Below are 22,988 nucleotides of genomic sequence, written 5' to 3' on the forward strand. Positions count from 1 at the left end.
GCTATGGGCGCGCTCGCACTGGGCGGGCCGCCCGGAATTTAAACGAAGAAGAGGCGTAAAATGGCGAAGGCAAAATTCGAGCGGAATAAGCCGCATTGCAACATCGGCACCATCGGTCACGTCGACCACGGCAAGACCTCGCTGACCGCAGCGATCACCAAGGTCCTGGCTGAGACCGGCGGCGCGACCTTCGTCGATTATGCGAACATCGATAAGGCTCCGGAAGAGCGCGAGCGCGGCATCACCATCTCGACCGCTCACGTCGAGTATGAGACCGGCGCGCGCCACTATGCGCACGTCGATTGCCCGGGCCACGCCGACTATGTGAAGAACATGATCACCGGCGCCGCGCAGATGGACGGCGCGATCCTCGTCGTGTCCGCCGCTGACGGCCCGATGCCGCAGACCAAGGAGCACATCCTGCTCGCCAAGCAGGTCGGCGTTCCGACCATGGTCGTCTTCCTGAACAAGGTCGACCAGGTTGACGATCCCGAGCTGCTCGAGCTGGTCGAACTGGAAATCCGCGAAGAGCTTTCGAAGCGTGATTTCGACGGCGACAATATTCCGATCATCGCGGGTTCGGCTCTCGCCGCCCTCGAAGACAGCAATGACGAAATCGGCAAGCAGGCGATCCTGAAGCTGATGGCTGCTGTCGACGAGTGGATCCCGCAGCCGGAGCGTCCGCTGGACAAGCCGTTCCTGATGCCGATCGAAGACGTGTTCTCGATCTCGGGCCGCGGCACTGTCGTGACCGGCCGCGTCGAAACCGGCATCTGCAAGGTTGGCGACGAAGTCGAAATCGTCGGCATCCGCGACACCCAGAAGACGGTCGTCACCGGCGTCGAAATGTTCCGCAAGCTGCTCGATCAGGGCCAGGCCGGCGACAACATCGGCGCGCTGATCCGCGGCGTCGGCCGTGAAGACGTTGAGCGTGGTCAAGTTCTGTGCAAGCCCGGCTCCATCAAGCCGCACACGGACTTCTCGGCCGAAGTTTACGTCCTGTCGAAGGACGAGGGCGGCCGTCACACGCCGTTCTTCGCCAACTACCGTCCGCAGTTCTACTTCCGCACGACCGACGTGACGGGCGAAGTAGTGCTTCCGGAAGGCACCGAGATGGTCATGCCGGGCGACAACGTCACCCTCGGCGTGAAGCTGATCGCTCCGATCGCCATGGACCAGGGCCTGCGCTTCGCAATCCGCGAAGGTGGCCGGACCGTCGGCGCAGGGGTTGTCGGTTCGATCTCGAAGTAATATAGGGCGCGGGCCGCGCGATTCTCCGCAAGCGAGATAGCACGGCCCGCAACCAGTTTTTTCGTTAAGCGCGGCGTCGGCCGAACGGCCAGTGTCGCGCTTGGCTTTTTATGTAAGGGCAATGCCTTCCTGGAAGGCGGCGCTCAGGCTCTTTCGCATCGGTAAGTGGACATGGAAACGCAAAACATCCGGATTCGTCTCAAGGCTTTCGACCATCGCGTGCTCGATCAGGCTACTGGGGACATCGCCGACACCGCACGGCGTACGGGTGCACTCATTCGCGGTCCCATTCCGCTGCCGACGCGCATCGAGAAGTTCACCGTGAACCGCTCGCCGCACATCGACAAGAAGTCGCGCGAGCAGTTTGAGGTCCGCACCTACAAGCGGCTCCTGGACATCGTCCAGCCGACGCCGCAGACGGTCGACGCTTTAATGAAGCTCGATCTCGCCGCGGGTGTAGACGTAGAGATCAGGCTGGCCTAAGGGGCTGGCACCGCGGCCAGATTCGGCCGCTGGTCCTGACTTAAGGACCTAGTCGAACCTTCCAGGATCGACATCGGATCAAGGGATACCGCGGAACGGCCATAAGCCATTCCGGACTGCGTCCCCCGCATCCCGCGCTTCCGCGTGGGAATGGCCCAAGCGGGGCACGCATTGTTTCATGGGCCGCACGCCCCTTTCTAGGAGGGGCCTCTGTAGGAGTGTGGATCATGCGCACTGGCGTGATCGCTAAGAAGATGGGAATGACCCGCCTGTTCCAGGCGGACGGGCGCCACGTGCCCGTGACCGTCCTCCAGCTGGAGGATGTTCAGGTCATTGGCCGCCGCGAGATGGATCGCGACGGTTACACCGCTGTGCAGCTTGGTGCTGGCACGGCCAAGGCAAAGAATGTCGCCAAGCCGCAGCGCGTCGCGTTCGGCAAGGCCCAGGTCGAGCCGAAGGCTCGCGTGGTCGAATTCCGCGTTGCCGAGGATGCGCTCCTCGACGTCGGCGCGACGATCAGCGCGGATCACTTCGTTGCCGGCCAGTATGTCGACATTTCGGGCGTCACTCAGGGCAAGGGCTTCGCCGGCGCCATGAAGCGTTGGGGTTTCGGCGGTCTGCGCGCTACCCACGGCGTCTCGGTCTCGCACCGTTCGCACGGTTCGACCGGTAACCGCCAGGATCCGGGCCGCGTCTTCAAGAACAAGAAGATGGCCGGCCACATGGGCGCCCGCAACCGCACCCAGCAGAACCTCGAGATCGTTCGCACGGACGGCGCTCGCGGCCTCCTGTTCGTCAAGGGCTCGGTTCCGGGCCACAAGGGCAGCTGGCTGACCGTTTCCGACGCGATCAAGCTGCCGCTCGACGAGCGCGCTCCTTATCCGGCCGGCCTGGTCGTCCAGGGTGTCGAACTCGAAGTCGAGCACGCTCCGGCGGGCTTCGTCGATGACGCAGCGGTTCACGAGATCCCGGCTCTGCCGAGCGATGAAGAAGTGAAGGCGATTGCCGCCGAGCAGGAAGCTGGCGCTATTGAGGCCGAAGCTGCTGCTGCCGAGGCGGAAGCCGAAGCAACTGAAACTCAGAACTCCGACGCTGAAGGCGACAAGCCGGCAGCCGACGAGAGCAAGGAAGGCTAAGCGATGAAGGTCAAGGTTCAGACCCTCGACGCCAAGGCTGGCGGCGACATCCAGCTCGACGATGCCGTTTTCGGCGTCGAGCCGCGCGCCGACATCCTGCACCGCGTTGTTACGTGGCAGCTCATCAACCGCCGCGCCCCGGCGCGCGCTGCTCGTGAGCGTTCGGACGTCGCCCGCACCGGCAAGAAGTTCGGTCGCCAGAAGGGCGGCGGTACGGCTCGTCACGGCGATCGCCGCGCTCCGATCTTCATCGGCGGCGGCAAGGCGCACGGTCCGCGGGCCCGCGTCTTCACTTCGAGCCTCAACAAGAAGGTTCGTGCGCTCGGCCTGAAGATGGCTCTGTCGGCGAAGGCGCAGGGCGGTCAGCTGATCGTTCTCGACAACCTCGACATGGGCACGGACGCGAAGACCAAGGCGCTCCAGGCGAAGCTCAGCAAGCTGGGCTTCGGCAAGACCGCGCTGGTCATCGACGGCGACGCGCTGAACGTCGGCTTCGCCCACGCTTCGGCCAACCTGCAGGGGCTCAACCTCATGCCGGCGGTCGGTGCCAATGTGTACGACATCATGCGCCACGAGACGCTGGTCCTGACCCGCGCCGCGGTCGAAAAGCTGGAGGCCCGGTTCAATGGCTAAGAAGCCTGCCACCACGACGGTCGAAAACCGTCACTACGACATCGTGCTTGCGCCGCACATCACCGAAAAGTCGACCATGCTGTCGGAAAATAACGCGGTGGTGTTCAAGGTCGCCGGCACTGCATCGAAGCCTGAAATCAAGGCGGCGGTGGAAGCGCTGTTCAACGTCAAGGTGACCGGCGTCAACACCATCGTCCAGAAGGGCAAGTCCAAGCGCTGGAAGGGTGCTCCCTACAAGCGTTCGGACGTCAAGAAAGCGATCGTGACGCTGGCCGAAGGCCAGTCGATCGACATCACGAGCGGGATCTAAGGATCATGGCACTCAAGCAATATAAGCCGACGAGTCCGGCCCGCCGCGGCCTGATCCTTGTCGACAAATCGTCGCTGTGGAAGGGCAAGCCAGTCAAGGCTTTGACCGAAGGCAAGCGCAAGACGGGTGGCCGTAACAACAAGGGTCATGTCACGTCGCGCGGTATCGCCGGCGGTCACAAGCAGAAGTACCGGATTGTCGACTTCAAGCGTCGCACCTGGGACGTCACGGCGACTGTCGAGCGTATCGAGTATGACCCGAACCGCTCGGCCTTCATCGCCCTCATCACCTACGAGGGTGGTGAGCAGGCCTACATCCTCGCGCCGCAGCGTCTCGCGCCCGGCGACAAGGTCGTGGCTGGCAAGAAGGTCGACGTGAAGCCCGGCAACGCGATGGAGATCGGCCAGATGCCGGTCGGCACCATCGTCCACAATGTCGAGCTGAAGCCTGGCAAGGGCGGTCAGATCGCTCGCGCCGCCGGCACCTATGTGCAGGTCGTGGGCCGCGACAAGGGCATGGTCATCGTTCGCCTGAACTCGGGCGAGCAGCGCTATGTCCGCTCGGACTGCATGGCGACGGTTGGCGCGGTTTCGAACCCCGACAACCAGAACCAGAACTTCGGCAAGGCCGGTCGCACCCGCTGGATGGGCAAGCGTCCGCTGACCCGCGGTGTCGCCAAGAACCCGGTCGACCACCCGCATGGCGGTGGTGAAGGCCGGACTTCGGGCGGACGTCACCCGGTTACCCCCTGGGGCAAGCCGACCAAGGGTGCTCGCACCCGTCACAACAAGGCGACCGACAAGTTTATCATCCGGTCGCGTCACGCGAAGAAGAAGGGCTAATCGAAAATGGCTCGTTCCATCTGGAAAGGTCCGTTCGTCGAACTGTCGCTCCTGAAGAAGGCGGAAGCCGCTCAGGACAAGGGCGGTCGTGCGCCGATCAAGACCTGGTCGCGTCGTTCGACCATCCTGCCGCAGTTCGTTGGCCTGACCTTCAACGTCTACAACGGCCGCAAGTTCGTGCCGGTGTCCGTCAACGAGGACATGGTTGGCATGAAGCTCGGTGAATTTGCGCCTACGCGCTTCTTCCCGGGTCACGCTTCCGACAAGAAGGGTAAGCGCTAATGTCGAAGCCCGTGAGCCCCCGTAAGGTCGGCGATAAGGAAGCGCTGGCGGTCGGCACCATGATCCGTGGTTCCGCTCGCAAGCTCAACCTGGTTGCCGGTCTCATCCGCGGCCGCAAGGTCGAGGAAGCCCTCAACATCCTGAAGTTCTCTCCGAAGGGGATGAGCGAGGATGTGTACAAGGTGCTCGCCTCGGCGGTTGCCAATGCCGAGAACAACCACAACCTCGACGTCGATGCTTTGATCGTCAGCGAGGCTTCGGTTGGCAAGTCGATCACCATGAAGCGTTTCGCGACCCGCGCCCGCGGCCGCTCGACCCGTATCGAGAAGCCGTTCAGCCGCCTCCGCGTCGTCGTTCGCGAGCAGGAAGAAGCGTAATGGGTCAGAAATCGTCTCCCGTCGGTCTGCGCCTGCAGATCAACCGTACCTGGGACAGCCGCTGGTTCGCGGAAGGCCAGGACTACGGCCGCCTGCTGCTCGAGGATCTCAAGATCCGCCAGTTCATCTTCAAGACGCTGCCGCAGGCCGCGATCTCGAAGGTGGTCATCGAGCGTCCGGCCAAGCTGTGCCGCGTGTCGATCTATGCCGCCCGTCCGGGCGTCATCATCGGCAAGAAGGGCTCGGACATCGAGAAGCTGAAGAAGCAGCTTTCGAAGATGACCGGTTCGGAAGTGAGCCTCAACATCGTCGAAATCCGCAAGCCGGAGATCGATGCGCGTCTCGTCGCACAGGGCGTCGCTGACCAGCTCGAGCGCCGCGTGGCTTTCCGCCGCGCGATGAAGCGCGCCGTGCAGTCGGCTCTCCGCCTCGGCGCCGAGGGCATTCGTATCACCTGCTCGGGCCGTCTGGGTGGCGCGGAAATCGCCCGCACCGAATGGTACCGTGAGGGTCGCGTTCCGCTGCACACGCTGCGCGGCAACGTCGACTATGCCGAGGCGCAGGCACACACCGCTTACGGTGTCTGCGGCGTCAAGGTGTGGGTCTTCAAGGGCGAGATTCTCGGCCATGACCCGCTCGCGCAGGATCGTCTCATGATGGAAGCGCAGACTTCGGGCGTTCGCCCGGCGCGCGAAGATCGCCGCTAAGGAACTGTAGAGATGCTGCAACCGAAACGCACCAAGTTCCGCAAGGCCTTCAAGGGCCGCATCCATGGCAATGCCAAGGGTGGCACCGAGCTGAACTTCGGCGCCTTTGGCCTGAAGGCCATGGAGCCGGAGCGGATCACCGCGCGCCAGATCGAAGCGGCTCGCCGCGCGATCACGCGTCACATCCGTCGTCAGGGCCGCTTGTGGATCCGCATTTTCCCGGACGTCCCCGTGTCGTCGAAGCCCGCCGAAGTCCGCATGGGCTCGGGTAAGGGTTCGCCGGAATTCTGGGTCGCCCGCGTGAAGCCGGGTCGCATCCTGTTCGAGCTGGACGGTGTTCCCGGCCATCTCGCCAAGACCGCCTTCGAGCGTGCAGCCGAAAAGCTGCCGATCAAGGTCAAGGTCGTCGCCCGCCTGGGTGAATCGCTGGCTGAGGAGGACTAATCGTGGCCAAGAAGGATAACCTGACGGTCAAGACCGACGATCAGCTGGCAACCCAGCTGTCGGATCTGAAGCGCGAGCAGTTCAACCTGCGCTTCCAGGCCGCCACCAACCAGCTCGAGAAGCCGAGCCGGGTGCGCGAAGTTCGTCGCACTATTGCCCGGATCAAGACGCTGCAGACCGTTCGCGCAAGCGAAGCGGCCAAGGCGTAAGGAGTATTTGAGATGCCGAAGCGCGTCCTCACTGGCACCGTGGTGTCGGACAAGGGTGACAAGACGGTGGTGGTCCGTGTCGAACGTCGGGTGAAGCACCCGCTGTACGGCAAGATCATCAAGCTGTCGAAGAAGTACCATGCCCACGACGAAGGCAATGCCTTCAAGGCGGGCGAGCAGGTTCGCATTCAGGAATGCGCGCCGATTTCGAAGCTGAAGAGCTGGACCGTTCTCGATCGCGTCGGCGCCGCCCCTGCGGAAGTCGCCGAGATGATCGAAGGCGACGTTCCGGAGAAGCCGGCGAAGGCAACCAAGGCAGCGAAGGGCAAGGCGAAAGCCGAGCCGGAAGCAGCCGAAGCTTAAGGAAGGACTGAACTCATGATCCAGATGCAGTCCAACCTCGAGGTTGCGGACAACAGCGGCGCGAAGCGCGTCCAGTGCATCAAGGTGCTGGGCGGCTCGAAGCGCCGTACTGCCGGCGTCGGCGACATCATCGTCGTCAGCGTCAAGGAAGCCGCTCCGCGCGGCCGCGTGAAGAAGGGCGACGTTCACCGTGCGGTGATCGTTCGTACCGCGAAGGACATCCGCCGTCCCGACGGCTCGGTGATCCGTTTCGACAGCAACGCGGCAGTGCTGGTGAACAAGAACGAAGAGCCGATCGGCACCCGTATTTTCGGGCCGGTGGTTCGTGAGCTGCGCGCGAAGAAGCACATGAAGATCATTTCGCTCGCGCCGGAGGTGCTGTGATGTCGGCCGCGAAGATCCGCAAGGGTGACAAGGTCGTAGTCCTGTCGGGCCGCGACAAGGGCAAGACCGGCGAAGTCATTTCGTCGTCGCCGAAGGAAGGCAAGGTTACCGTGTCCGGCGTCAACGTCGCGACGCGCCACCGCAAGCCGACCCAGCTGAACCCGCAGGGTGGCCTGGAGCGCAAGGAAGCGCCGATGCACATCTCAAAGGTCGCGATCGCCGACCCGAAGGATGGCAAGGCAACCCGCGTCCGCTTCGAGCTGGTCGGCGACAAGAAGGTCCGCGTTGCTGCGCGGTCCGGGGAGAAGATCGATGGCTGAGAAGGCTTACACCCCTCGCCTGAAGAAGGACTATGACGACCGCATCGCCAAGGCGATGACCGAGAAGTTCGGCTACAAGAACGCTCTTGAAGTGCCGAAGCTCGAAAAGATCGTCATCAACATGGGCGTCGGCGAGGCGACCCAGGACAAGAAGAAGGTCGAGCAGGCCGCTGCCGAGATGGAAAAGATCTCGGGTCAGAAGCCTGTCATCACCAAGGCGAAGAAGTCGATCGCGCAGTTCAAGTTGCGTGAAGGCATGCCGATCGGTTGCAAGGTTACCCTGCGCCGCGAACGCATGTTCGAGTTCCTCGACCGCCTGGTGACCATCGCTCTCCCGCGCGTCCGCGACTTCCGTGGTTTGAACCCAAAGTCGTTCGACGGCCGTGGCAACTATGCGATGGGTCTCAAGGAGCAGATCGTGTTCCCCGAGATCAATTACGATCAGATCGAAAAGGTCCGGGGCATGGACATCATCATCACCACGACCGCGAAGACGGACGAGGAAGCGCGCGAATTGCTGCGTCTCTTCAACTTCCCCTTCCCGGCCGAAGCAGAAAAGGTGGCCGCGTAAGCGGCTATTGGAGAACTTAAGTCATGGCGAAACTGAGTTCCGTGAACAAGAACGAGCGTCGCAAGAAGCTCGTCGCGAAGACCGCGGCGAAGCGTGCGAAGCTCAAGGCGATTGCGAATGATACCTCGGTCGACGAGACCGAGCGCCTCATCGCGCGCCTCAAGATGGCCGAGCTGCCGCGTAACGGCAACCCGACCCGCATCCGCAACCGCTGCGAACTGACTGGTCGTTCGCGCGGCTTCTATCGCAAGTTCCGCCTGTCGCGGATCATGCTTCGGGAACTGGGCAACAAAGGCCTGATTCCTGGTCTGACCAAGTCGAGCTGGTAAGGGCTAAAGATGCCGATGACCGATCCATTGGGTGATATGCTCACCCGCATCCGTAACGGCCAGCAGGCGCGCAAGGACTCGATCCTGACGCCGGCGTCGAAGCTTCGTGCCCATGTGCTCGATGTGCTTCAGCGCGAAGGCTATATCCGCGGTTATTCCGAAGAAGAGCTTGCTGGCCAGAAGGGCCTGCGCATCGAGCTCAAATATTTCGAAGGCCAACCCGCGATCCAGCACTTGGCTCGCGTGTCGAAGCCGGGCCGCCGCGTCTACTCGGGCGCTCGCGAGCTCCCGCGCATTCGCAACGGCCTTGGAATCACCATCGTGTCGACGCCTCGCGGCGTTCTGTCGGACGCGGAAGCGCGCGACCAGAATGTCGGCGGCGAAGTCCTGGCGGAGGTATTCTAATGTCCCGCATTGGTAAAAGGCCGGTCGTGACGCCTGCTGGCGTCACCGCGACCATCGAGGGCCAGACCCTGACGGTGAAGGGCCCGAAGGGCACGCTGTCGATGAAGCTGCTCGACGATCTCGTGAAGTATGAGATCGGCGAAGGCGAAATCCGCGTGACTCCGCTTGTCGACGCGCAGCGCAACCGCGCCGCGTGGGGCATGCAGCGGACCAACGTCCAGAACCTGGTCACGGGTGTCACCGACGGTTTCAGCAAGGTGCTGGAAATCACCGGCGTCGGCTACCGTGCGCAGGCCCAGGGCAAGAACCTGAAGCTGCAGCTCGGCTACAGCCACGACGTCAATGTCGCGGTTCCGGAAGGGCTTGAGGTCAAGACCCCGGACAACACGACCGTCGAGATCAGCGGCATCGACCGGCAGAAGGTCGGTCAGCTGGCCGCCGAAATCCGCCGCTGGCGCAAGCCGGAGCCCTACAAGGGCAAGGGTATCAAGTATCGCGGCGAGTATATCTTCCGCAAAGAAGGCAAGAAGAAGTAAGCCATGGCGAAACTCTCTCTCTTCGATCGCCGCAAGCGCCGGGTTCGTACCGCGCTGCGCGCACGTGCCGCGGGCAAGCCGCGCCTCAGCGTTCACCGCTCGGGCAAGCACATCTACGCCCAGGTCATCGACGATGCCGCCGGCAAGACGCTGGTGTCGGCTTCGACCCTGGACAAGGACGTCAAGGGCAAGACCGGCGCGACCCGCGAAGTCGCTGCAGCGGTCGGCAAGACCCTGGCCGAGCGCGCCAAGAAGGCGGGCGTATCCGCGGTCGTGTTCGACCGTGGCGGCTTCCTGTTCCATGGCCGGGTGAAGGCCCTGGCCGATGCCGCCCGCGAAGGCGGATTGGAGTTCTAAATGGCTGACGAAAACGAAACCCCGCAGGTGGAAGCTCCCGCCGAAGCGACGACCGAAGCTGCTCCAGCAGCCGCTCCGGAAGCGCGCGAAGGTCGCGGTCCGCGTGGCGGCCGTGGTCGTGGTGGCGGCGGCCGTGACAACCGTGGTGGCGGCCGTGGCCGTCGCGACGATCGTCGTGGCAACCGCGACGAGGAAGCCGGCGAAGAACTGATCGAGAAGCTGGTTCACATCAACCGCGTCTCGAAGACGGTTAAGGGCGGCAAGCGCTTCGGCTTTGCGGCGCTGGTCGTGGTTGGCGACGGCAAGGGCCGCGCCGGCTTCGGTCACGGCAAGGCTCGCGAAGTGCCGGAAGCCATCTCCAAGGCCACTGCGGCTGCGAAGAAGGCGATGGTCCGCGTCCCGCTCAAGGATGGCCGCACCCTGCACCATGACGGCCTCGGCCACTTCGGTGCCGGTCGCGTTACGGTCCGCACCGCCCCGGCGGGTACCGGCATCATTGCCGGCGGTCCGATGCGCGCCGTGTTCGAGAGCCTGGGCGTCCACGACGTGGTCACCAAGTCGGTCGGCACGTCCAACCCCTACAACATGATCCGCGCGACCTTTGAGGCGCTCAAGGATCAGACCAGCCCCCGCTCGGTCGCCCAGCGTCGTGGCAAGAAGGTTGCTGACCTTCTCGGCCGTGGCGGAATGGACAAGGCCGAGGCGGAAGCGACCGCCGAAGCGGTCACGGAGTAATTTGTGATGGCCAAGATCAAGATCACCCAGACCGGATCGCCGATCCGCCGTCACAAGACCCAGCGGGCGACCCTCGTCGGCCTGGGCCTCAACAAGATGCACCGCACGGTTGAGGTCGAGGCGACGCCGGAAGTGCTCGGCCAGGTGCGCAAGGTCGCGCACCTCCTGAAGGTCGAAGACTAATCAATTGAGTATCGAGACCGGGTGGCGCCGCCATCCGGTTTCATGCGCGACAAAAGCGAAAGCGAGTGCAAGACATGACTATCAAGATCAACGAACTCCGCGACAATCCTGGTGCCCGCAAGAGCCGCGTTCGCGTCGGCCGCGGCATCGGTTCGGGCCTGGGCAAGACCGCGGGCCGCGGCCAGAAGGGCCAGAAGAGCCGCTCGGGCGTCTCGATCAAGGGCTTCGAGGGCGGCCAGATGCCGCTCCACATGCGTCTGCCGAAGCGTGGCTTCAACAACATCTTCGCCAAGGATTATGCCGAGGTGAACCTCGGCGCGGTCCAGAAGCTGATCGACGCCGGCAAGATCGACGCCAAGAAGCTGCTCGACCATGACGCGCTGAAGGCTGCTGGCCTCGCTCGTGGCGGCAAGGACGGCGTCCGCCTCCTCGGCAAGGGCGAGTTCAAGGCCAAGGCCAGCTTCAAGGTTGCCGGCGTGTCCAAGGGCGCTCGCGAGGCAGTCGAAAAGGCTGGCGGAAGCATCGAGCTCATCGAGCGCAAGGATCCTGCTGCCCTGGCTGCTGCCAAGAAGGGCAAGACCCGCGACGCAAAGCTCGCCGCCAAGGCCGAGAAGAAGGCTTAACGGCTTTCTGCGGCAAGGGGGCTTCGCAACGGGCTTCCAGTGACTATATCGGGCGGCGGGGGGCAATAGTCCGTCGCCGCCTGACTTTCTTCTAGGGATATTCGATGGCATCCGCAGCCGAACAACTGGCCGCCAATATTTCGCTTTCGACGTTTTCGAAGGCGACCGAGCTCAAGAAGCGGCTCTGGTTCACCCTCGGTGCACTGGTCCTGTTCCGGTTGCTTTCCTTCGTTCCAATTCCGGGCATCGATCCGCGCGCGCTGGCAAGCCTGTTCCAGACGCAGCAAGGTGGCGTCCTCGACTTCTTCAACACCTTCTCGGGCGGCAGCCTGGAGCGCATGTCCATCATCGCGCTTGGCGTCATGCCCTACATCACGGCATCGATTGTCGTTCAGCTCGCTGCCTCGCTCTATGAGCCGTGGAAGGCGCTGAAGAAGGAAGGCGAGACTGGCCGCAAACGGCTGAACCAATATACCCGCTACCTCACCGTTGCTCTCACCATGGTGCAGGGCTGGTTCATCGCGGTCGGACTTGAGGGCCTGGCAGCGACGCAGGGCGTTGGCGCGGTAGTGGAGCCGGGCCTGTTGTTCCGGGTCGCGGCCACGGTCAGCCTCGTCGGCGGCACCTTGTTCCTGATGTGGATCGGCGAACAGATCACCAGCCGCGGTATCGGCAACGGTGTTTCCCTCATCATCATGGCCGGCATAGTCGCCTCGCTCCCGCGTACCCTGGCGCAGCTGTTCGAAGGCGGCCGCACCGGATCCATGGACCCCATCGTCGTATTCGGAATCGTCATCGCGGTCGTCGCGCTGGTCCTGTTCATCTGCTTCATGGAGCGGGCGCAGCGCCGCGTGCTGATCCAGTATCCGAAGCGCCAGACAGCTCGCGGCCTGATGCAGCAGGAGCGCAGCCACCTGCCGCTCAAGCTCAACACTGCCGGCGTCATCCCACCGATCTTCGCTTCGTCGCTGCTTCTGATGCCGCTGACCGTCCTTCAGTTTGCAGGCGGCAGCGCGACCAATCCGGACAGCTCGTCGGGCGAATGGCTGATCACCATCAGCACCTATCTGCAGCACGGCGCGCCGCTCTACCTGGCGCTCTACGCATCCGGCATCATCTTCTTCTGTTTCTTCTACACGGCGGTGCAGTTCAATTCGGAAGAGACGGCCGAGAACCTGAAGCGCCACGGCGGCTTCATCCCCGGCATTCGCCCGGGCAAGGCGACGGAGCAATATTTCGACTATCTGCTCAACCGCATTACGGTGATCGGCGCAGCCTATCTCGTGCTGATCTGCCTCATCCCTGAGATCGCGCTGAGCCAGGCGGGCATCGCCTTCTACCTCGGCGGAACCAGCCTGCTGATCGTGGTCAACGTGACCATGGATACCGTCAGCCAGATCCAGAGCCACTTGATCGCCCACCAATATGGCGATTTGATCAAGAAGGCGAAGTTGAAGGGCGGGCGCCGCCGCTAAGGCGGGCTTACGTCACAGGGGAGAATTTCTGGTGGACATTATTCTGCTGGGACCGCCGGGGGCGGGCAAGGGGACCCAGGCCAAGCGGCTCGAACAGAACCGCGGCATGGTCCAGATGTCGACCGGCGACATGCTGCGCGAAGCGGTTGCCAACGGCACGCCGACCGGCCTTAAGGCCAAAGCGGTGATGGAGGCCGGCGAGCTGGTGTCCGACGCCATCGTGTCGGCGCTTATCGGTGAGCGGCTGGACCGCGGCTGTGCCCACGGCGCGATTTTCGATGGCTTTCCGCGCACCAAGCATCAGGCCGAAGCGCTGGAGATCCTGCTCGACGAGCGCGGGCGGAAGCTCAACCATGTGATCGAGCTGGTGGTCGACGAGGAAATGCTGGTCGAGCGTATCACCGGCCGCTTCACCTGCGCCAACTGCGGCGCGGGCTATCACGATAAATTCCACCGGCCGAAGGTCGATGGAACCTGCGACGTCTGCGGGCATCATGAATTCAAGCGCCGTCCGGACGATAATGAGCAGACCGTCCGCACGCGCATGGCCGAGTATCGCGCCAAGACTGCGCCGATCCTGCCGATCTACGAGGAAAAAGGCCTGGTTCGCCGCGTAGATGGCATGGCCAGCGTCGATGAAGTCGCCGCGGCGATCGACGCCATTCTCGACAGCTAGACCAATCGTCATTGCGAGGCGCGTAGCGCCGTGGCAATCCATTGCTAGAGCGCTGGATTGCTTCGCTGCGCTCGCAATGACGGGGGACTTGCGATGCGTTCAGCCCTTTTGATTCCCGCTCTCATGGCCGCTTCGCCCGCCTCCGCCGCCGTGCTGAATGCCAGCGATCACGGCTTTGAGATCCAGCATAGCGTGAACCTCGTCGTGCCACAGGCGGAGGCATATAATTCGTTCGGCCGGATCAATCAGTGGTGGAACAGCGAGCACACCTATTCCGGCGACGCCAGCAGGCTGACGCTCCAGCTCCGCGCTGGCAGCTGCTTTTGCGAGCCGCTCGATGGCGGTGGCGGCATCGAACATATGCGCGTGACCTTCGTCCAGCCGGGCGAGCGTATCCTTTTGACCGGAAGCCTTGGTCCCCTGCTGTTTGAAGCGACGACCGGTGTGATGGACGTCAAGTTCGAACGGATTGCCGGAGGGACGCGCGTCACCATGAACTATCGGGTATCCGGCTTCGCCAAAGGCGGGGCGGGCGCGATGGCTCCGCTCGTGGACCAGGTGCTGGGCGATCAGATGAAACGGTACCGCGTCTATGCTGCGGGGGCGCCCAAGCCGGATACGCTGAGGCAGCCCTGAACCCCTAGGCCCTGACCAGCGTCACTGTCCGCCAGGCCGGCGTCTCGGCGGTTGGAAGATGATCTTCATAGGCCACCTCCAGCCACCGCTCGCTTGAACGCAAATCCGGCATCGACACATCCCCGTCGACCTCGGCGATGACTTCCGTCAGCTCGATCTTGTCGGCGATCGGCTCGAACAGCTCGAAAATCGCGGCGCCGCCGATCACCGAGATCGGCTCCTCGCCGGCGGCGGCGATGGCACTGTCGACGTCATGTACCACCTCGACGCCTTCGACATTCCAGTCGGCATCGCGAGTCATGACGATGTGTCTGCGTCCCGGAAGGATGCCGGGCAGGCTGTCGAATGTCTTGCGGCCCATGATCATCGCGCTGCCCATCGTCAGCTGCTTGAACCGCTTGAGGTCGCCGGGAATATGCCAGGGAAGGTCGTTATCCTTGCCAATCACGCCATTGATGGCGCGGGCGAGCACGATCGTGATGGGCGGTCGGGCCATGTTGTTACCCTTGCCTTCTTAGGCGCAGCTTTGCAAAGCCTTTACCGATGATCCGTGTTGCTCTCGCGATGCTTCTGTCCGCCGCCGCCGTGGTCCCCGCCGCTGCCGAAACGCTGCAATTGCGCGCAGGCCACCTGATCGACCCCGGCTCTACCACGGTAACCCACGACCGCCTGCTGACCTTCGTCGACGGCAAGATCGTGCGTGACGAGGCCTGGGCCGGCGCAAAGCGTGAAGGAGGGTTGATCGACTGGTCGGGCAAATGGGTGCTGCCCGGCCTGATCGACCTCCACACCCACATCGCCGACGGGATCGGCCAGACCAATGACCCGGCCGAGCCGCTGAAGCACAGCGAGGCCGACACCATCCTGAAGGGCGCCGAAATGGCGCGCATTACCCTCCACGCCGGCTTCACCACAGTCCGCGACGTTGGAGTATATCGCGGCCTGACTGACGTTGCGCTTCGCGATGCAATCGCCGCCGGAGAAGTCGAAGGGCCGCGGATGTTCGTTTCCGGGGGCTATGTCACCTTGCCGGGCGGCGGCGGAGCGGTGACCGGAGCGCCCGCCGGAACCGTCATCGGCCCCGAATTTCGCATTGGCGAGGCCAGCACGCCGGACGAGGCCCGGGCGAGGGTACGGGCGATCATCGGCGGCGGCGCCGACTTCATCAAGCTGATCGCAACCGGTGCCGTGCTTGCGATCGGCAGCGAGCCCGGCGCGCTCGAGCTGACCCCGGAAATGATCCAGGCGGCCTGCGACGAGGCGCGCAAGCTTGGCAAATATTGCATCGCCCACGCCCATGGAGCGGAAGGGATCAAGGCGGCGATCCGGGCCGGCGCGCGGACCATCGAGCATGCCTCGCTGCCGGATGACGAGGCGCTGGCGCTGGCGCTGGCCAAGGAACATGGCACTTGGCTCGACATGGATATCTTCAACGGCGACTGGATCGACGAGATCGGCACCCGCGACGGCTGGCCGGCCGAATATCTGCGCAAAAATCGCGAAACCACGGATACGCAGCGCGCCGGCTTCGCCAAGGCCGTGAAGTTTGGCGTCCCCATTACCTACGGCACCGACGCCGGCGTCTATCCGCATGGCCTCAACGCCCGGCAGCTCCGCTACATGGTCCGGTTCGGGATGACTCCGATGCAAGCACTGGCCTCGGCGACCAGTGAAGCCGCGAAGGCGCTTGGGCAGGCGGAGCTCGGGTCGGTAAAGCCGGGGCATGTGGCCGACCTGGTCGCGGTGGGCAGCAACCCGCTTGAAGACGTCTCGGTCCTGCAATGCGTCGACGGTGTCGTACAGGGCGGTCGCCTGGTTCACCGCGACGATGCTGCCGAACGCTGCGATCGCTGGAAGCCAAAGCAGTGACCCGCCCGCAAGAAACCCTGGTCGGGGAAGTTCGCGCCTGGTTCGGCGATCGGGCGGTGCTGACCGACCCGGCCGATATCGAGCCATGGCTGACCGATTGGCGGGGCAGGTGGCATGGCCGGGCGGCAGCAGTCCTCCAGCCCCAAACCACTCAAGAGGTCGCTCTCATCGTCGCGAAGGCCGCCGATCTCGGCGTTGCCCTGGTTCCCCAGGGGGGAAATACCTCCATGGTTGGCGGCGCGACGCCTCCAGGCGACGGATCGGCGCTGATCCTGTCCCTGCGGAGGATGAACCAGATCCGCCTCATCGACCGGGAGGCCATGCGGGTCGTGGCTGAGGCCGGCGTGGTTCTGCAGAACCTTCATGAAGCCGTGGGCGGGGAGCAGTTGCGGTTCCCGCTGACCTTGGGCGCGAAGGGCAGCGCCACTGTCGGCGGGCTGATTTCGACCAACGCGGGCGGAACCCAGGTCCTCCGCTTCGGACCGATGCGTGGTCTGGTCGACGGGATCGAGGCGGTGCTGCCCGATGGCACCATCCATGACGGCTTGTCAGGCCTCAAGAAGGACAATCGCGGCTACAGCCTCGACCAGTTGCTGATCGGTGCCGAAGGAACGCTGGGCGTCATCACGGCGGCCCGGCTCAAGCTCTATCCGGCCATCCATTCGCGCGCCATCGCCTGGCTCGGCCTCGACAGTCCGCAAGCGGCGCTGGATGTCCTGCAATCGCTTCAAGCCTCGACGAACCGGGTCGAAGGCTTTGAAATATTGCCGCAGGAATCGCTGAACGCGGTTCTCAGCCATATCCCGGCAACGCGCGCACCTCTCGAGGGTCAGTTTCCGTGGCAGGCGCTGGTCGAAGCGACAGCGGAAACCGCGCAGGAAGAGCAGCCGCAGGAGCTACTGACTCGACTGTTGTCGCCGCTCATCGAGAAGGGGCTGGTCCGCGACGCAGTCATCTCCTCCAGCGAGGCCCAGGCCGAGGCATTCTGGCGGATCCGCGACAGCCTGTCGGAGGCTGAGCGAGCGACGTTCGGCCCGGCGACACAGCATGATATTTCTGTTCCGGTGGAGGCCATGCCCCGCTTCATGGCCGATGCCGCCGCCGAAGTGGAAAAGGCGTTTCCGGGAACGCACGCTTCCGGCTTCGGCCACCTCGGCGACGGCAATATCCACTTTCACGTTCGATCGGGGACAAGGGGAGGGGCCGACTGGCTTGAGCGGGAAGGGCCGTCCGTTTCCCGGCTGGTTCATGACCTGGTTACCGCGGCGGGCGGCTCCATTTCGGCGGAACACGGCATCGGCCAAATGAAGAAGGACGAGCTCGCACGACTGGCGCCGGACCGCGTCCGCCATTTGCGGGCTATCAAGGCCGCGCTCGATCCCAAGTTACTCATGAACCCGGGCAAGCTGATCTGATCCCCGGGGATTCCCCCGATTTTGCGCCAAGCCCGCCATCACTAATCCAATAGTCCAACCTCGCGGCAAAAGGGGATGGGGAATGGCGACGGCACCGGAAGGGATCAAGTCGGTCAAGAACTGGATCGACCTGCTTCTCCCACTGTTTCTCACAGGTCTGCTGATCGCACTCTGCGTTCAGCTTTTGCTGCCTTTCGTAGGGTTGTTGCTTTGGACGATCATCCTGGCGATCTGCTTCAACCCCCTACAGGACAAGTTGCTGGCCAAAGGCTGGAAACCCGGACGTGCCGCTACCCTCCTTGGTGCATTAATCGTGGCGGTGATTTTGGTCCCGACGGTAATCGCGGCGATGAATGCTGCGAGCGGAATTCCAACACTGGTATCGTCGATCCAGGATGGAACCGCGCATGTCAGGCCGCCACCTCCTGCGCTGGAGAGCCTGCCCGGCGTCGGCCCCAAACTCCACGCGGCCTGGGCTCAGGCGGCCAGTGATTTCCCGGCATTTATCAAGCAATATGGCACGCAGGTGAAGGAACTCTCCCGCTGGCTTCTGACGCAAGCTGGCGGCATCCTGATGGCCGTTCTTGCGCTCATTCTGGCTGTGATCCTTGCCGCCGTGGCCCTCGCTTATGCAGCGAGTCTGCGCGCATTCTTCGCCGCCGTGTTCGCCCGTCTGACTGGTAGCGACCAGCAAGGCAGGCACTTGATGGATATCATTGCCGCGACGGTCAAATCGGTCGCCAATGGCGTCATCGGCGTAGCCTTCGTCCAGGCCCTGTTGGTCGGAATCGGCTTCTTCGTCGGAGGAGTGCCGGGAGCGGGCCTCTTGTCTTTGGCCGCCTTCTTCCTGGGAATAGTCCAATTCCCAGTCCTGATCGTCACCTTGCCCGCGATTGCCTGGGCTTGGTCGGCCATGGAAACCACGCCCGCGATCATTTTCACGGTCTGGTCGCTGGTTTCCGGTGTGAGCGACGCGGTCCTGAAGCCGATGCTGATCGGTCATGGTCTTGAAGTACCGATGCCGATCATCCTTTTGGGTGTCATTGGCGGCGTTATGGCCTTTGGGCTGGTCGGGCTGTTCATTGGCGCCGTCATTCTCGCGGTCGGATATGTGCTGTTCTACGAATGGCTGGGCAAACCGGTCGCAGGCACCGAAGGGGTGGCCCCAACCGTCAAGACCAAGTGAGCTAGGGAAACATCCCAGCCGCTAGGCGGGGGTTTCCCCGATGGTGGCCGTTCCACCTCCGTTGCAATCCAATCCCGGGAACAACGCCAGCTTGGTTTCGCCCATTCGGGGCGGGCCGGGCCTTGAATTGGGGTCTTAGGAGGAAATGATGAAGGGCAAGCTTGGAACCATTGCTGCGGGTCTGCTCATTTCAGTAGCGGCCGTGCCGGCCGTTGCTGAAGAGGTCAAAACGGAAGCAGTGATCACATCGGTGAGCGGGAACACCATCAATGCAAAGTCGATGGCAGGACCGCTGACGGTCGTCCTGACGCCGGAAACGAAGATCGTCCAGACCAGCGGAATCGCCAAACGCGAGACGCGCGACGCAGGTGCCCTCATTCCGGGCCTGATCTTCACCGTCGAGGGCGATAATCAGGGCGGCACGATCACGGCCGAGGACATCAAGTTCAAGGAGAAGGACTGGCGGACCGCCATCGCCACCAAGGCTGGCACGGTCGAGCAGTTCTCCGAGCTTCGCAAGGCCATCATCGAAGGCCAGGAATATGTGATCCAGGACGAGACGACCGTCTATTTCAAGGTCGGGAGCTCGACGATTTCCGCCGCTGACAAGGCGAACCTCAAGGCGCTGGCTGAAAAGGCTCCGTCATTCGGCAATTACCGGATCTCGATCCTCGGTTTCGCCGACCCGACGGGCAATGCAGCCGCCAACGAGCGGCTCAGCCTGAAGCGCGCGGGAGCCGTCAGCAACTACCTGCGGCAGACCGGTAAGATTAACCCCGGGCGCGTCCTGTCCCCATCGGCGATGGGCGAAGAAGGATCGGCGCCCGATATCGCGGCGCCCACCAACAACGAAGAAGCGCGCCGGGTCGTGGTCCGGGTGGTGACGCCCAAGACGCAACTGACGCAATAGGTCGGGGGCTAGCGCCAGCCGTCCTCCGCCGACTTCCCCAAGCTGGGGATCGGCTGGCGCGCCGAGAATGAGGAAGCGATTGTGAAGAAGGCATTGTTCGCGTCGGCAGTCATGGCCGCCTTGCTGATCTCCGCAACGGCGGTCGTCTCTGACGACGAACTGCCTCTAACCCCGTCCCTTCAGTATTGGCTCAGCTGACGGAGCGGGCGCCTAGAGGCTCCAGTAATTGAGATCCGGGCGAAGCGCGTCGGGTCTGAATTTCGACTTGATGTCGACGAAAATTCCGCCGCTTTCCACCATTTGACACAGCTGGTCGCCACCAAACTCGTCATAGGCAAGATGGGGCACTGCAAGGACCAGGGCGTTGAGATCCTTCATCTCGCCCAATTCCGAAACCGCAATTCCATACTCGTCCAGCATGGCCTTGGGATCGGCCAGCGGGTCATGAACCAGCGGTTCGATTCCGTAGGACCGAAGCTTCGAGTAGATATCGATCACCTTGGAATTGCGAATGTCAGGGACATCCTCCTTGAAGGTGAAGCCGAGGATTCCGACGCGCGCCTTCTTGAGCGGCAAATCATGATTGGCGAGCAGCCGGATGACCTTCTCGGCAACATAGGCGCCCATGCCGTCGTTGATCCGTCGGCCGGACAGGATGACTTCCGGATGGTGGCCAAGCTCCTCCGCCTTTGCGGTGAGGTAATAAGGATCGACGCCGATACAGTGGCCGCCGACCAGCCCGGGATGGAATTTCAGGAAGTTCCACTTGGTCCCGGCGGCCGCGAGCACATCGGCCGAACGGATGCCGGCCAGTTCGCAGATCTTCGAGATCTCGTTCATCAGCGCGATGTTGACGTCGCGCTGGGTGTTTTCGATGACCTTGGCGGCTTCGGCGACCTTGATCGACGGCGCCTGGTGGATACCCGCTTCGACGACCGCTCCATAGACGGCAACAAGACGCTGGAGCGTCTGCTCGTCCTGGCCGGCAACGACCTTGACGATCTTCTCCAGCGGATGCTCCTTGTCCCCCGGATTGATGCGCTCCGGGCTGTAGCCGAGCGTGAAGTCGATGCCGCAGTTGAGGCCCGATGATTTCTCCAGCGCGGGCCCGCAAATATCCTCGGTGACACCGGGATAGACGGTGCTTTCGAACACGACGATCGATCCAGGTGACAGGGCTGGGCCGACCAACGCGCATGCCTTGAGGATCGCGGTAAAATCCGGCCGGTTCCGCTCGTCGATCGGGGTGGGCACAGTGACAATGAAGATCGTCCTGTCCGCCATCGACCCGGCATCGGCCGTAAGCTCAAGCACACTCGATTTCAGTGCGTCCGGCAAGACTTCCCGAGTTCGGTCCTCACCGTTTTGAAGCTCTTCGATGCGCGCTGGGTCGATATCGAACCCGACCGTGTCGAATTTTCGCGCCAAGGCGATCGAAAGCGGCAATCCAACATAACCCAGGCCGATTACCGCTAGACGCTCCCGCATGGCGTGGAGTTAGCGGACGCCCGGCGTAAAGCGCAATGGCGCGTATCGAAATCTGGCGCTGAATGCACGCCCGCCGTCACCGGTGGTTGCAAGAACCCATATTACTTAGAAAACGACTTCATCCAGCCACTTTCGCAATAGCGGGGTTCGTTCGATTTCCGGACCGGCTGCGACGGCGGCGAGCATGGCTTGGACTCATTGGAAAGATCGGCAGTCCACGGCCGGGGCCACACCGCGAGTGGGTGGCGGCGATCACTTCGCCATTTCTGCACTTCCGTAGGCCACGAAGGTCCGTTCGCAAAAAAAACAGAGTGCGGCCTTGGATAATTCAACGCGCCAATGAGTATCAGCCAGCTGCAAATCGCTCGCCAGACATATTTTCCTCGGCCCTGCTCTCGCGCGGCAATGACCACGATAGTCAAGCCGAGCAGCACGACTGGCAAGAAATTGTAGCGCTCGCCGGCATAGACATGAAAGGCGGAATTATAGGCGCCAACCATACCTCCACCAAGTGACATGGCTGTAATTGAGAAGCTGGATAGCAATAGCCAGACGGCACCGTCGCGGCGTTGCATCGCGAACAAGAGCAACGCACCGAACAATAACACCAGGGCTGCAGCGAAGGCCCAGATGAGCGAGCTTCGAAATCCATCAAAGTCTGCCAATCCGAACCCCACTATCGTTGCATAATCGGGTCCGAACATGGGCAGAAGAATCATGCGGACGAACATTGCCGCTGCTAGCGACGGTATATCGAGCAGCTGGCCGCGTACGGTGCTTGATCCGAGGAAAATAAATAGCTGCACGGCAGACCCTGCGGCGAGGGACGCTGCTTGGAAAAATCTCCCTGGTTCGCGATCCGCCAATGCCCGCAGGAGAAACAGCGGCAATAGTACGATGGCGCCCAATCCGCTGAGTGGCGCTAGAAAAAGCAGGCCGCCATAGCCGAAGCGCACACTCTTTTTCTCGGGCACGGCAAATGCGAGGATAAGCGCCGCGCAGAGCGCCAGGTGAAGCTGGATGTGCAGTACGTTATAGAAAACTTCTTCAGTGGCTGGCGCGATGGCAATCAGGAGCAGGGCGGCGATCACCGCCGGGCGTGAAGCCAGCCATGACGCTTTCCCGGTCAAGATCAGAGCCGCAGGCATCAACTGAAATGTGAGCCCCACTCCCATTGTGAAATATGGTGCCCGTTCCAGAGTGAGGAGATCGCCGCGGATTAGTTGAACCGCCAGAACCGTCGATGCGTTCGCTGCCGCATTCCAATACCCTGCAAAGGGGCGAAATAGCGCCTCGACCCAGGGGAAATGCCAAGCGTAGGCCAGGAATACTGTGGCTTCCTCGTCGAGAAAACGGCCGTGCGTCCAGGCGTTCGGGAGTCGTAAGATCACAATCAGCGCGAAGGCGGCAAGTACCGCCCACCGCTGCCAGCCACAAAACGCTGGTTGTCCGGCTGGCCTCAGAAATGTTTCGGCTGCAGGAAACGGTCCCGCCGATCGTCTGGCAAGTGCGTCGTCTGCCTCCGCCATTTATAAGGGTCGCGCTGCCGATGGTCTGACTGGTCGTGCCATACGACCCGAAGCGCCAACCGTTGGCGACATGGTCGCGAGAAACAGGCCAACTTGCTTTGCAGTTTGCATGTGCTCTCGTACGTTCTCTATGAGCTAATAAAAGTTTGATTGATTAGAAGTAAAAATCAACCCCAATAGGCATTGGATCGAAGCGACGATCCGCTGTGAGCTGGCTCAGGCGAGATGGGTCACCAATGCGTTACCCGCATCGACCTGGGCAACTTCAGAATTCCCTAAAATCTGGCGCACCCAACATGAATATGATGGGCACTCGACTCATTG

General features: G+C 62.6%; 31 protein-coding genes and 1 pseudogene. 29 read left to right on the forward strand and 3 right to left on the reverse strand.

Annotated elements, in window-relative coordinates; genetic code table 11:
* The first annotated feature begins 60 nt into the window (after positions 1–60).
* The 25 genes and pseudogenes from tuf (at position 61) to LZ496_RS11850 (ending at position 14,267) form a co-directional block, all read left to right on the forward strand.
* Entirely contained in the window at positions 61–1,251 is a 1,191-nt protein-coding gene (tuf, locus tag LZ496_RS11730) for an elongation factor Tu (RefSeq protein WP_249904861.1), read from the forward strand.
* A gap of 171 nt (positions 1,252–1,422) precedes the next feature.
* The gene (gene rpsJ / locus LZ496_RS11735) at positions 1,423–1,734 is read left to right on the forward strand and encodes a 30S ribosomal protein S10 (RefSeq protein WP_249904955.1); all 312 of its coding nucleotides are present in this window, start codon (positions 1,423–1,425) and stop codon (positions 1,732–1,734) included.
* A gap of 227 nt (positions 1,735–1,961) precedes the next feature.
* Positions 1,962–2,870 (forward strand): 50S ribosomal protein L3, encoded by a 909-nt coding sequence (rplC, locus tag LZ496_RS11740; RefSeq protein ID WP_249904862.1) that lies wholly within the window; start codon positions 1,962–1,964, stop codon positions 2,868–2,870.
* Positions 2,871–2,873: 3 nt separating this feature from the next.
* Entirely contained in the window at positions 2,874–3,503 is a 630-nt protein-coding gene (gene rplD / locus LZ496_RS11745) for a 50S ribosomal protein L4 (protein WP_249904863.1), read from the forward strand.
* Complete coding sequence (locus LZ496_RS11750) at positions 3,496–3,813, forward strand: 50S ribosomal protein L23 (RefSeq protein ID WP_249904864.1); 318 nt, start codon at positions 3,496–3,498, stop codon at positions 3,811–3,813. Before rplD ends, LZ496_RS11750 begins: the two co-directional genes overlap by 8 nt.
* Positions 3,814–3,818: 5 nt before the next feature.
* Complete coding sequence (gene rplB, locus LZ496_RS11755; protein ID WP_249904865.1) at positions 3,819–4,655, forward strand: 50S ribosomal protein L2; 837 nt, start codon at positions 3,819–3,821, stop codon at positions 4,653–4,655.
* A 6-nt stretch (positions 4,656–4,661) separates the two neighbouring features.
* Positions 4,662–4,937, forward strand: coding sequence for a 30S ribosomal protein S19 (gene rpsS / locus LZ496_RS11760; protein WP_249904866.1), 276 nt, complete (start codon positions 4,662–4,664; stop codon positions 4,935–4,937).
* Entirely contained in the window at positions 4,937–5,314 is a 378-nt protein-coding gene (gene rplV / locus LZ496_RS11765; RefSeq protein WP_249904867.1) for a 50S ribosomal protein L22, read from the forward strand. The genes rpsS and rplV overlap by 1 nt, the downstream gene beginning before the upstream one ends.
* Positions 5,314–6,021, forward strand: a complete 708-nt coding sequence (gene rpsC / locus LZ496_RS11770) for a 30S ribosomal protein S3 (RefSeq protein WP_249904868.1) — start codon at positions 5,314–5,316, stop codon at positions 6,019–6,021. Before rplV ends, rpsC begins: the two co-directional genes overlap by 1 nt.
* Before the next feature lie 12 nt (positions 6,022–6,033).
* Entirely contained in the window at positions 6,034–6,465 is a 432-nt protein-coding gene (gene rplP, locus LZ496_RS11775; protein ID WP_249904869.1) for a 50S ribosomal protein L16, read from the forward strand.
* A 2-nt stretch (positions 6,466–6,467) separates the two neighbouring features.
* A complete protein-coding gene (rpmC, locus tag LZ496_RS11780) occupies positions 6,468–6,674 on the forward strand; it encodes a 50S ribosomal protein L29 (protein ID WP_249904870.1) in 207 nt (68 codons plus the stop codon).
* A gap of 12 nt (positions 6,675–6,686) precedes the next feature.
* Positions 6,687–6,932 (forward strand): annotated as a pseudogene (gene rpsQ / locus LZ496_RS11785) (30S ribosomal protein S17); the annotation flags it as partial.
* A gap of 120 nt (positions 6,933–7,052) precedes the next feature.
* Entirely contained in the window at positions 7,053–7,421 is a 369-nt protein-coding gene (gene rplN, locus LZ496_RS11790; RefSeq protein WP_249904872.1) for a 50S ribosomal protein L14, read from the forward strand.
* Positions 7,421–7,741 (forward strand): 50S ribosomal protein L24, encoded by a 321-nt coding sequence (gene rplX, locus LZ496_RS11795; protein WP_249904873.1) that lies wholly within the window; start codon positions 7,421–7,423, stop codon positions 7,739–7,741. Before rplN ends, rplX begins: the two co-directional genes overlap by 1 nt.
* A complete protein-coding gene (rplE, locus tag LZ496_RS11800) occupies positions 7,734–8,312 on the forward strand; it encodes a 50S ribosomal protein L5 (protein ID WP_249904874.1) in 579 nt (192 codons plus the stop codon). The genes rplX and rplE overlap by 8 nt, the downstream gene beginning before the upstream one ends.
* A gap of 23 nt (positions 8,313–8,335) precedes the next feature.
* On the forward strand, positions 8,336–8,641 hold the full coding sequence (gene rpsN, locus LZ496_RS11805) for a 30S ribosomal protein S14 (RefSeq protein WP_249904875.1): 306 nt from the start codon (positions 8,336–8,338) through the stop codon (positions 8,639–8,641).
* A 9-nt stretch (positions 8,642–8,650) separates the two neighbouring features.
* Positions 8,651–9,046, forward strand: coding sequence for a 30S ribosomal protein S8 (gene rpsH, locus LZ496_RS11810; RefSeq protein WP_249904876.1), 396 nt, complete (start codon positions 8,651–8,653; stop codon positions 9,044–9,046).
* A complete protein-coding gene (gene rplF, locus LZ496_RS11815) occupies positions 9,046–9,582 on the forward strand; it encodes a 50S ribosomal protein L6 (RefSeq protein ID WP_249904877.1) in 537 nt (178 codons plus the stop codon). Before rpsH ends, rplF begins: the two co-directional genes overlap by 1 nt.
* Positions 9,583–9,585: 3 nt before the next feature.
* Positions 9,586–9,939 carry a 50S ribosomal protein L18 gene (gene rplR, locus LZ496_RS11820; RefSeq protein ID WP_249904878.1) on the forward strand — a complete coding sequence of 118 codons (354 nt, stop codon included), beginning with the start codon at positions 9,586–9,588 and terminating at the stop codon, positions 9,937–9,939.
* Positions 9,940–10,674, forward strand: coding sequence for a 30S ribosomal protein S5 (gene rpsE, locus LZ496_RS11825; RefSeq protein ID WP_249904879.1), 735 nt, complete (start codon positions 9,940–9,942; stop codon positions 10,672–10,674).
* A 6-nt stretch (positions 10,675–10,680) separates the two neighbouring features.
* Positions 10,681–10,857, forward strand: coding sequence for a 50S ribosomal protein L30 (rpmD, locus tag LZ496_RS11830; RefSeq protein ID WP_037499835.1), 177 nt, complete (start codon positions 10,681–10,683; stop codon positions 10,855–10,857).
* Between the two features lie 80 nt (positions 10,858–10,937).
* A complete protein-coding gene (gene rplO, locus LZ496_RS11835) occupies positions 10,938–11,480 on the forward strand; it encodes a 50S ribosomal protein L15 (protein WP_249904956.1) in 543 nt (180 codons plus the stop codon).
* Positions 11,481–11,584: 104 nt separating this feature from the next.
* Positions 11,585–12,955 (forward strand): preprotein translocase subunit SecY, encoded by a 1,371-nt coding sequence (gene secY, locus LZ496_RS11840; protein WP_249904880.1) that lies wholly within the window; start codon positions 11,585–11,587, stop codon positions 12,953–12,955.
* Between the two features lie 31 nt (positions 12,956–12,986).
* A complete protein-coding gene (locus LZ496_RS11845) occupies positions 12,987–13,631 on the forward strand; it encodes an adenylate kinase (protein ID WP_249904881.1) in 645 nt (214 codons plus the stop codon).
* A gap of 123 nt (positions 13,632–13,754) precedes the next feature.
* Entirely contained in the window at positions 13,755–14,267 is a 513-nt protein-coding gene (locus tag LZ496_RS11850) for an SRPBCC family protein (protein ID WP_249904882.1), read from the forward strand.
* Between the two features lie 4 nt (positions 14,268–14,271).
* On the opposite strand, the gene LZ496_RS11855 is transcribed toward LZ496_RS11850, so the two are convergent.
* A complete protein-coding gene (locus LZ496_RS11855) occupies positions 14,272–14,763 on the reverse strand; it encodes a dihydrofolate reductase (protein WP_249904883.1) in 492 nt (163 codons plus the stop codon).
* 47 nt (positions 14,764–14,810) lie between these two features.
* On the opposite strand from LZ496_RS11855, the gene LZ496_RS11860 reads away from it, so the two are divergent.
* The 4 genes from LZ496_RS11860 (at position 14,811) to LZ496_RS11875 (ending at position 19,647) form a co-directional block, all read left to right on the forward strand.
* The gene (locus LZ496_RS11860) at positions 14,811–16,136 is read left to right on the forward strand and encodes a metal-dependent hydrolase family protein (RefSeq protein WP_249904884.1); all 1,326 of its coding nucleotides are present in this window, start codon (positions 14,811–14,813) and stop codon (positions 16,134–16,136) included.
* A complete protein-coding gene (locus tag LZ496_RS11865; protein ID WP_249904885.1) occupies positions 16,133–17,551 on the forward strand; it encodes an FAD-binding oxidoreductase in 1,419 nt (472 codons plus the stop codon). The genes LZ496_RS11860 and LZ496_RS11865 overlap by 4 nt, the downstream gene beginning before the upstream one ends.
* A gap of 82 nt (positions 17,552–17,633) precedes the next feature.
* Positions 17,634–18,737 carry an AI-2E family transporter gene (locus tag LZ496_RS11870; RefSeq protein WP_249904886.1) on the forward strand — a complete coding sequence of 368 codons (1,104 nt, stop codon included), beginning with the start codon at positions 17,634–17,636 and terminating at the stop codon, positions 18,735–18,737.
* A gap of 148 nt (positions 18,738–18,885) precedes the next feature.
* Positions 18,886–19,647 (forward strand): OmpA family protein, encoded by a 762-nt coding sequence (locus LZ496_RS11875; RefSeq protein WP_249904887.1) that lies wholly within the window; start codon positions 18,886–18,888, stop codon positions 19,645–19,647.
* Positions 19,648–19,857: 210 nt separating this feature from the next.
* Here the strand turns inward: LZ496_RS11875 and LZ496_RS11880 are convergent, their stop codons facing one another.
* Both LZ496_RS11880 and LZ496_RS11885 read right to left on the reverse strand, forming a co-directional pair.
* A complete protein-coding gene (locus tag LZ496_RS11880; protein WP_249904888.1) occupies positions 19,858–21,135 on the reverse strand; it encodes a nucleotide sugar dehydrogenase in 1,278 nt (425 codons plus the stop codon).
* A 101-nt stretch (positions 21,136–21,236) separates the two neighbouring features.
* The gene (locus LZ496_RS11885; RefSeq protein ID WP_249904889.1) at positions 21,237–22,664 is read right to left on the reverse strand and encodes a hypothetical protein; all 1,428 of its coding nucleotides are present in this window, start codon (positions 22,662–22,664) and stop codon (positions 21,237–21,239) included.
* Positions 22,665–22,988: the final 324 nt, after the last annotated feature.

It is taken from the genome of Sphingomonas caseinilytica, assembly GCF_023516455.1.
Classification (GTDB): domain Bacteria; phylum Pseudomonadota; class Alphaproteobacteria; order Sphingomonadales; family Sphingomonadaceae; genus Sphingomicrobium; species Sphingomicrobium caseinilyticum.